Below are 9774 nucleotides of genomic sequence, written 5' to 3' on the forward strand. Positions count from 1 at the left end.
AGTTTTAGCCATCGTTCCTCATATCAACTTTTCTTGGTGCAAGATGTGAGTTTAATTATGAACCCCCGTTCAGCTTAATTGAGCGACGGGGGCTATTTGTATTATCTTTATCGACAACAGCAACTAAAAATCCCATTGACTGTAAAAGACTCTCTTTTTATCTGGATTAATCATTATTAATCTTCCATTATGAAATATATTAGCTGGTTGGCTTTCTTTCACGGGAAACCTATCTTCCACTAAATACCAGACATTCGGAGATTGAAAATCTTCCAAGAACTTTTTATATAATCCAGTTTTTGAAGTAACTGTATCTGGAATAGGGCCACGTTTCCAAGATATTTCCCATAAGCGACTCTGCAAATAGTTATTAATATATTGATTGGTAGTATCAAACACAACATAGTATTCTCCATCCCTATGAAAACCACTATGGTCATTACAGCTTATAACAATTTCTGCATTGGTCGGCATCTTAAATTCTGAGGAATCATAAAAGTATTGAGATTCATCTTCTATATCAAGACATCTAACTCCATTTAACGATAGTTTTATTGGTTTCCAAAAATACAAGTCAGGAAAAATAAACCGAAGGATAACTAAAAAGATAAAAAAAAGAAACCCTAAACTAAGACAGCCTAATGCCATTATTTTTAGCGAGAGTTTGATGGATTTCATTTATTTTAGTAGGAAGACAGAACAAAATTTAAAGGTCTTCGATTTAATTAAATTTATTATTTTCAATTTGGGGTCTTGGGAGATATGGCATTTGGGACAATTCAATATTTTTATCATGGCTTTGGCTAAAATGCAATGATAAAAGAGTTAAGATAGTCGTTGTTTTTACTAAACCAATGAAAGACAAAACTATCGTCAGATGGAGTAAATACCGATGGCAAATCGAATATAACTAGGCTAAAAAATGAAAGAGTAAAAATCAATGTGTTGGCTCCATTCACTGAGTTCTGTGGAGATTGGTACTTTTGTTTATGTGCCTTGGCGCAATGTACCAATGTTTCTCCTATCCATTGAGATCTAATTTAAGTGAGGACACCATGACTTCCACTATTCTGCCTCAAACCCAAAATCAATCATCGGAAACCATCACTGAGCAATTTGATGTCATTGTCATTGGCTCAGGAATGGGAGGAATGACAACAGCGAGTCTTCTCAGTCAGCTTGAGGGTAAACGAGTACTCCTACTAGAGCGTCACTTTCAAGTTGGTGGCTTTACGCATACTTTTAAGCGTCACGGTAATTTGGAATGGGATGTCGGATTGCATTACGTTGGAGAAGTAGAACAAGGCTCGGTTCCCAGAGCCATCTTTGATTTCATTACCCAGGGACAGGTCAAATGGCAGCCCATGCCTGATGTTTATGATCGTTTGGTCTTTCCCCACTTTACCCATGACGTACGCAAAGGGCGAAAACACCTGATAGCTGGGTTAATTGATCGCTTTCCCCATGAAAATTTAGCAATCCAGCAATACTTTAAGGACTTGGATCGTGCTTACATGTGGTTAGAACTATACACAGTTACCCAGATGATGACAGGTAAGCTCTGGTTTTTGGCGCGCTTGATTCGTAAGTGGGGTGAGAAATATGCTCAGATGACTACAGGTGAGTACATGAACAGCCACTTTACCGATCCCAAGCTTAAAGCTGTGTTGCTGGGACAATGGGGATTGTATGGTCTGCCACCATGCCAAAGTGCATTTGTCGGACACGCATTGTTAGTGCGTCATTACATGGAAGGTGGATATTTCCCGGTTGGTGGCTCAGCCACAATTGCTGAAAGTATCGTGCCGACGATAGAAGCACAAGGTGGAAAAGTGCTTAAGAATCACTCAGTTGAGGAAATCTTAATCAAGGAGAACCAAGTAATCGGAGTCCGTGCGTTTCAAAAAAAAGGAAAACGGTCAATTGAGAAAATTTTCCTAGCCAATACGGTAATATCTGATGCTGGAGCTTATAAAACTTATACAAGTCTGATTCCTCAAGAAATAAAGCTACCTTGTCGTATGGAAACTAAAAAATTCCCTAACGGTACAGCTAACGTCACGGTCTATCTGGGGCTTAAAAGTGATCCGAAACGATTTGGTTTCCAAGGTGAAAACTATTGGATTTATTCTGATTATGACCATGATGACATCCACGCTTGCCGAAATGAGTTAGTTAATGGTCAAGTAAATCATGCATTTCTGTCTTTTCCGTCTCTTAAAAATCCAGTTGCAAAAGGGCATACTGCTGAGATTATTGCATTTATTGATGCTGATTCATTCAACGCTTGGGATAATAAACCTTGGCGGCATCGGGGTGGGGACTATGAGGAATTAAAGACCCGTATAGGCAATAGTCTCGTCGAATTTGTCAACGAACATTTTCCTGGTTTTGCTGAACAAATTGAGTATTTGGAGGTTGGGACTCCAATCACTACGACCCATTTTACTAATCACAGAAATGGTAATATCTACGGTCTCCCAATGGTTCCAGAAAAATTTCAGAATCGGTGGTTTAGTCCCAAAACTCCTATTCAAGGTCTCTATCTCACCGGGAGTGATGCTGCTCTTTTCGGCGTTTGTGGTGCTATGACTTCAGGATTACTCAGTGCGGCGATGGCGACCAAGAAGCCTTGGAAATTAGTGACGATGGTAGCTCGCGCTATCAAATATAGTAATGCGCTGAAACCTGATTAGTCTTCCGTCCAATATTCAACTGAGTAATCAAACCATAGCATTTTCCATAGCTGTGAAGTACATCTTAAGTGACCCTATTTCTCTTTTATACCAAATCCGTTTGCCATATCCCCTTTTAACATTGATAGCTTAAAAGTCGAAAACCCTCGAAGGTGTGCTTTCCAATGTGGATTGAGAATCCGCTTGGATCGCACCTCTGCCTTCTGCCCCCTGCCTCTTCTAGCTTCGATTTTTTCACAGAAGGCGATCTCCTTCTGTGACACACATATTTATTTATATTTCATTCAAATGGTTTTGTGGCTACAATAGCACGATGACGATGATCGCTAGGAAGTGTGGTTTTATAATCAAACCCCAAATTTTTTAAAGTTTGTTCCACATCAAAAGTATAGTAATCATCGCTATGGGGTTCTGTACTCTTCATTAAGACAAATAATGCTGGTGGTAAGTTTTGAATAACTTTTGAACTCGGATTATTGTCAATGATACCGAGAATACCTCCAGGACGTAAAATACGTAAAACTTCCTGAAAAATAGCGGTTGCAGCATCACGGGGTAATTCGTGGAGAACAAACTGAATTGTAATCACATCAAAAGAATTATCGTCAAAATTGGTCTTTTCTGCTAAACCGTGTATCCATTCACTTATTTCTTGTTCCTCATCGGTAACTTTGGCCACCGCTAACATATAAGGGGATAGATCAAGTCCGATGGTCTTGACGGGTAAGTTTTGTTGCCGTTGGCTATAATAACGGTGTAGTTCTTTGGTAGAGATACCCACAGAACAACCAATATCAAGGATGTTTTGTACTTTGGGAGGACTATAAGGTTCCAAAATAGCGTAAAAACTAGATCGCAATCTTTGGTGTGCTTCTTGCCAAGTTAACTTCTCATCTTTCCAGACTCGAAGTCCCAGAGATCGACTAGCAGGAATGGCCTCAAAAGCAGCTTTCCAACACAAGTTTCCTTGATCATAAGCATGAAAAGGAACCAAATAATAATCGGGATAAACGATATCGGGGTTAGTAATTTGTGCTAATAGACTTTTAGCAGGGGATTTTTCTAAAGTTTGACAGCTTTCTTCCCAAGCAATACCGTTCTTTTCTGCTGTTTTAATAATTACTTTTCTCGCTTGATGAGTCATGAGGCGATAAATAGGCTTTGTTTGTATCATTACGTTAACAAAGCGCGAAAGAAGATCGTTCCCTGTCCAATCAGGTTTAACTTTATCCGCCATAGTATGAGAATTAGGGTTTATACTTTGAAGATATTTCTAACTATATCACTATTCAGTAATGTAAAGTAAAAACAAGAAGATGGAAGGGCTATTTAATTTAGAATATTTGTTACTAATAGGTAATAAAAAATATAGATGTCATCATTATAAAGATGGCATTTTTTCATTATTGTTTGTTGCCCAATCAGCAAAACGTCTTGCTAAAGGAGGAGCAAACATAAGTGTACTAGTGAATCCCGAGAATAGGTGAAGTCCTTTGAAATCATTGATTTTACCCACCAAAAAGTTAGAATCAGGGCAAAAAGCGACTAAACAACTGTGTAATTTTCCAGGTAAGTTTTGTAGTTTGGGCAGTATGGGTTCTATTCCCTCACGGATGGTTTTTTCTGCTGTAGTTTCATTCAATTTTACTGTAGGATTGGTTATAATTTGACTGGTTTGACCTAAGCAGAAACTGCCATCTAAAAATTGGATAGCACCGGGTTCCATAACATCGGAGATAACATCATCACTAGGATTATCCCATAAAGGTTGAATCCCAGAATCACCGGATTTTTCTTCAATATCAAGACGATTTAACACTGCTGGCATCACTAATGTTTGTAGTTTAATGTCTACAGTTGGAGTCAATATTAACTGAGAATGGGTAAAATAAATATTAATATTAATGCCTGTATTTTTTAATAATAAATGACTTAACCCTCCTGCACAAATCACGACATTTTCACCGTAATATTCTTCTTTATTTGTTTTGACTCCTTGAATGGTTTTATTTTGAGACAATAGTTGAGTAACTTTTTCATAATTAAGGGTTCCACCTAATCTTAGAAAAGCTTGTTGATAAGCTTTGTTTGTTTTTTCTGGGTGTATATGTCCATGAGGTAACCTAAGACATCCTGAAATGGCATTTTTGTTTAATAAAGGTTCAACTTCTGTAGTTTCTTCTGGATTCAATAATCTAGGTTTTATAAAAAATTTTTCGTAGTTTTTAGCAATAGATTGGGGATTATTATCGACTGGAATAGTTAACATTAAATCCAGTTCTCTAAATTCTGTACTTGCTCCCAACTCTTCCGATAAATTACTGTGAATCTCTCGACTTTCTTGACATAATTGAATCGAATAATCGTCAGTTCCAGACCAATAAGCAATCCCTCCGTAACTGTAACGAGTTGCATTATCGTAGTTAGGATCTTTTTCTAATAATAATACTTTTAAACCTTTTTTAGACAACTCATAACTCAATGCTGAGCCAGTAATACCGGCACCAACAACAATCCAATCAAAATTATTCATGTCATTTTTATGTCGTTTTTAATTATTTTATCATTAATTCCTAATTAATTATAATTTATCTCGAAATTAAGGGTTTCATATTACTTTCTAATTAAGAGCAGCATACTATGATAAAATGATATCTGTCATTTTGTAATTTTTAGTTTATTAATGTGCTTCCTAAACGTTATCATCGTATCAAACAAGTTCTTGAAAAAAGACAACCAGATTTAACTGTTTTAACCGAGGATGTTCATAAACCTCATAATTTATCCGCTATTATTCGGACTTGTGACGCTGTGGGAATATTAGACGTTCATAGTATTAATGAGACTGATGAATTTCCTACCTTTTCTCAGGTTTCTCAAGGAAGTGATAAATGGATATTTCTTCACACTCATCCCGACATTAAAACAGCTATAAGTTATTTAAAAAGCCAAAATTTTAGCATCTATGCAGCCCACTTCACAGAGAAATCCTTAGACTATCGCCACATAGATTACACCCAACCCACAGCTATTTTATTAGGGGCAGAAAAATGGGGTGTTACTGAAGATGCCGCCGAATTAGTGGATGGACATATTATTATTCCCATGTTGGGAATGGTGCAATCTTTAAACGTTTCTGTGGCAGCTGCAGTTATTTTATTTGAAGCACAACGCCAGAGATTGGCAAAAAAAATGTACGATACTTGTCGATTAAACAGCGATAGATATCATGAAATTTTATTTGAATGGAGTTATCCTAACTTAGCAACAGCGTATCAAAACAAAGGAGAAAAATATCCATCTCTAGGAGAAAACGGTCAAATAATTCAAGAAAATTCGTAGCGAGTAAAAACTGATCAAATAAAAGCCAACAGCTATTATTACAACGAATTTTGACCACTGACTTACTGAAATATACCTATTGTTTAATAATTAATGTTAAGCTTAGGGCTTAGATCGTTTAAAGGTTGAATTGTATGAATCCTGAGTCAACCCCGTCTTTGTCCAAGGGTAATGTTAATGTATCTAAACCTTATTCCCAAGTTCATCTAAAAAGGGCAGGAAAAAAACTATTATTGATTTTGCCAGATACCGAACCAAAAGAGGGAAATAGAGACTGGGTAGAATTATTGCAAGACTTAAAATATTGCTTAAACCATCATAAAGGAACCTGGACAGAAGACACCCCTGTTCATTTATTAGTAGAAAACAGATTACTGGATAGTCGTCAGTTTCACAACATCAATGAAGCTTTAGAGGCTGCAGACTTACAACTAACCCGTGTGTTCACTACCCGTCGTCAAACCGCCATTACCGCAGCCACCGCAGGTTATTCCGTCGAACAAGAAAGCCCAAAAAGGGAACTCTTTCCCACAGACACATCTACCCCCACCAATCTTACTGAACCCTTGTATCTTAGGACTACAGTTCGCTCTGGGGTAGCCATTCGTCATCCAGGAACAATTATCATCTTAGGGGATGTCAATCCAGGAGGAGAAGTTATTGCCGATGGAGACATTATCATTTGGGGACATTTACGGGGTGTTGCCCACGCAGGGGCAAAAGGCAACCCAGAATGTTGTATCATGGCGTTACGAATGCAGCCAACCCAATTGCGCATTGGTGAAGCCGTAGCCCGACCCCCAGGGGATATTCCAGAGGTATTTGAAGCAGAGGTGGCCTATTTGACCACCGAAGGCATCCGCCTCAAATCTGCCCTAAATTTTAACAAAACTCACACATTTACCACAAAAAATAAGGCATGGACGCAAAAAAATACCTCCAGTCCTGCATAATAATAAATTTTAGTCTATTGGATAATTGAGCTTTACATTATGAGTCGTGTTATTGTAATTACCTCTGGAAAAGGAGGCGTAGGCAAAACCACTATTACCGCTAATTTAGGATCAGCTATCGCCCGTTTGGGGTACAAAATTGCATTGGTAGATGCTGATTTTGGTTTGAGGAATCTAGATTTGCTTTTAGGACTAGAACAACGGGTGGTTTACACTGCTATTGATGTTTTATCTGGGGAATGTTCTATTGAGAAAGCTTTAGTAAAAGATAAGCGTCAACCCAATTTAATGCTCTTACCGGCTGCTCAAAATCGCACCAAAGAAGCCATCAGTCCCGACGATATGAAAAAGTTAGTGGAAATGTTGGACACACAGTTCGATTTTATTTTTGTTGATAGTCCAGCAGGTATCGAAATGGGGTTTCGTAACTCTATTTGTGCGGCACAAGAGGCTATCATTGTCACCACCCCAGAAATGGCTGCTGTGCGTGATGCTGACCGAGTTGTAGGTTTATTAGAAAGCGAAGATATCAAAAAAATTCACCTTATTGTCAATCGGATTAAACCGAAAATGATTCAACTCAATCAAATGATTGGGGTAGAGGATATTTTAGATTTATTAGTAGTTCCTTTGTTGGGCATAGTTCCCGACGACGAACGCATTATTATTTCCACCAACAAAGGGGAACCTTTGGTGTTAGAAGAAACTCCTTCTTTGCCTAGTTTAGCCTTTACCAATATTGCGCAGCGATTAAACGGCAAAGAGATTCCCTTTCTAGATTTTATGGCGGCTGATGATAATCTTATCACCCGTATTCTTAATATTTTCAAAAAGTAAACCCTTCTACTAAACCCAGAACCCTATGATTCTCGAAATCCTCGAAAAAATATTTCCCTGGAAAAATAATGCCAAAAGCGGTGATGAAGCTAAACACCGTCTTAAATTTATTCTAGCCCACGATCGCGCAGGACTAAACCCCGAAATGGTGGAAGCTATGCGTAAAGACATTTTAACGGTGGTTAGCCGTTATGTGGATATTGACCCTGAAGAAATGGAATTTTCCCTAGAAAGCGACCAACGCATGACAGCACTCATCGCCAATGTGCCTATTCGGCGCGTTAAACGTGAAACGGAAACAGCAACCGCTTCTGATTCTTGAGAAACGGGAACATTTTTCGTTGATGTGATCGTCAGAATTAGGCCTTTGTCACAAAATTAACTTTTATTTTGTAAACTGAAGATCAGCATTGTTACAATACTTAACATTAAAAAACAAATGATCATCAAACAAATGACGGGTTTAAAATCTCTTTCCGGTTTATTAGGGGTACTCTTAGCTTTAGGTTTCTTCGTTGCTCCAGCAGTTGCTGACAAAATGAAGGGAGAAGTGTCTCATCACGAGGGAACCGAAGAGATGGCAGACAAAGCCGAGATGGATATTGTGGAAACTGCGGTTGCTGCTGGTAAATTTGAAACCTTAGTGGCTGCGGTCAAAGCTGCCGGTTTGGTAGAAACCTTATCCGGCGAACAAGAGTTCACTGTATTTGCTCCCACTGACGAAGCTTTCGCCGCTTTAGGGGAAGAAAACCTTGAAAAATTACTGAAGCCCGAAAATAAGGAGAAATTAACGGCTATATTAACCTATCACGTCGTTCCTGGTGTGTATAAGTCTGGAGACCTCGAAGACGGGAAAGTTAAAACCGTCCAAGGTAGTGAGGTGGAAATCGAGTTAGGTGACTCAGTAATGGTTGATGACGCAACCGTTGTCACACCTGATGTCATGACCAGTAACGGTGTCATTCACATCATCGACAAAGTGATTATACCTTCTGAGGAATAGAAAAATTTTGACATAGTTAGGGGTTGGGGTGGATGTTACCATCTCAACCCTTTTATACGAAACTATAGATGATATTTTTTCACTCAACGGAGTCACTAAAACACCATTCTTTAAGTTTTTCAGCCAAGGATAGGGGTAGAGGATATTTACATTCGTCTGCACTCCACCAATGAAGCGATCGCAACTGATGAGCAATTTTGTGATCTAAAATAAAGTTTTCTGGCGATGGTGTGGTTAAAATATTATGAGCGCGAGGTTGAGGCATTTTCCAATTAACATCAGAAGAAGGATCTTCAGTTTTTCCCTTGGAAGTATATGAATCAAAGCGACTGACATTTTTGCGTTTTTGATTTGTCTCTGGTTTTTTAGCAATACTTAATACAGTTTGATTTAATTCTATTAATGGAATTTCTTGAGGGTTACAATTGATTGGCATAAAAATCCCTGAAGCATAAGAAGCTATTTCTGGATCAAATTCTTCTGTCAAATTTTCGTTCTCTAATGGTAGTCCATATCCTGAAGCAACTTCATTATTCATTAAATCTCGAATACGAATAATGGTGATTGTATTAGTAGGTGAATTATTAGGGTCAAAGTTTGTATCTTGTAGCCATGGCCAATATCTTCTTGCGTTTTGTGCATGAACATAAAGGTAAATATTATTTGCCTTTGAATAACTAAGAGTAAGTTGATCTAGCATCTTCTTCACAACAGTTTTATCTATTTTTTTTCTATTCTTATTTTTATTAGATAAATTATAAATAGCATCAGGAAATGATCGCCATTTTATCTCTTCATCTTCTAGTAATAAAACCCTGATATTGTTGTTGTAAATAACCACTAATACAGGTTCATAAAAGGTGTCATTAGAAGTTGTTCTATTTCGAGAAATTATACCAAATCCGCTCTTTTTAACCCCCTTATAAAACCCTTTACTAATAGA

At 37.9% G+C, this 9774-nt stretch carries 10 protein-coding genes; 6 read left to right on the forward strand and 4 right to left on the reverse strand.

From position 1 onward, the window contains the following. Positions 1 to 123: 123 nt before the first annotated feature. Positions 124 to 678, reverse strand: coding sequence for a hypothetical protein (locus P9B04_RS08235; protein ID WP_342054509.1), 555 nt, complete (start codon positions 676 to 678; stop codon positions 124 to 126). A gap of 377 nt (positions 679 to 1055) precedes the next feature. Between P9B04_RS08235 and P9B04_RS08240 the strand changes: the two genes are divergently transcribed. Then, on the forward strand, positions 1056 to 2696 hold the full coding sequence (locus P9B04_RS08240) for a phytoene desaturase family protein (RefSeq protein ID WP_342054510.1): 1641 nt from the start codon (positions 1056 to 1058) through the stop codon (positions 2694 to 2696). 280 nt (positions 2697 to 2976) lie between these two features. On the opposite strand, the gene P9B04_RS08245 is transcribed toward P9B04_RS08240, so the two are convergent. Further along, positions 2977 to 3933, reverse strand: coding sequence for a class I SAM-dependent methyltransferase (locus P9B04_RS08245; protein WP_342054511.1), 957 nt, complete (start codon positions 3931 to 3933; stop codon positions 2977 to 2979). A gap of 144 nt (positions 3934 to 4077) precedes the next feature. Continuing rightward, entirely contained in the window at positions 4078 to 5229 is a 1152-nt protein-coding gene (locus tag P9B04_RS08250; protein WP_342054512.1) for an NAD(P)/FAD-dependent oxidoreductase, read from the reverse strand. Positions 5230 to 5375: 146 nt separating this feature from the next. Here P9B04_RS08250 and trmH point away from each other — a divergent pair, with 146 nt between their 5' ends. The 5 genes from trmH to P9B04_RS08275 all read left to right on the forward strand — a co-directional run bounded on the left by trmH (position 5376) and on the right by P9B04_RS08275 (position 8831). Continuing rightward, entirely contained in the window at positions 5376 to 6038 is a 663-nt protein-coding gene (gene trmH / locus P9B04_RS08255) for a tRNA (guanosine(18)-2'-O)-methyltransferase TrmH (protein ID WP_342054517.1), read from the forward strand. A gap of 134 nt (positions 6039 to 6172) precedes the next feature. Beyond that, entirely contained in the window at positions 6173 to 6991 is an 819-nt protein-coding gene (gene minC, locus P9B04_RS08260; RefSeq protein WP_342054513.1) for a septum site-determining protein MinC, read from the forward strand. 39 nt (positions 6992 to 7030) lie between these two features. Continuing rightward, positions 7031 to 7828: a septum site-determining protein MinD gene (gene minD / locus P9B04_RS08265; RefSeq protein ID WP_342054514.1), complete on the forward strand. Its 798-nt coding sequence runs from the start codon at positions 7031 to 7033 to the stop codon at positions 7826 to 7828. A 25-nt stretch (positions 7829 to 7853) separates the two neighbouring features. Then, positions 7854 to 8150: a cell division topological specificity factor MinE gene (minE, locus tag P9B04_RS08270; protein ID WP_342054515.1), complete on the forward strand. Its 297-nt coding sequence runs from the start codon at positions 7854 to 7856 to the stop codon at positions 8148 to 8150. Positions 8151 to 8267: 117 nt separating this feature from the next. Continuing rightward, positions 8268 to 8831 (forward strand): fasciclin domain-containing protein, encoded by a 564-nt coding sequence (locus P9B04_RS08275; RefSeq protein WP_446717981.1) that lies wholly within the window; start codon positions 8268 to 8270, stop codon positions 8829 to 8831. Between the two features lie 79 nt (positions 8832 to 8910). On the opposite strand, the gene P9B04_RS08280 is transcribed toward P9B04_RS08275, so the two are convergent. Further along, positions 8911 to 9774, reverse strand: an 864-nt coding sequence (locus tag P9B04_RS08280) for an RNaseH domain-containing protein (protein WP_342054516.1), incomplete at its 5' end; no start/stop codon positions are given.

The sequence above is a fragment of the Crocosphaera sp. Alani8 genome, from assembly GCF_038442745.1.
Classification (GTDB): Bacteria; Cyanobacteriota; Cyanobacteriia; order Cyanobacteriales; family Microcystaceae; genus Crocosphaera.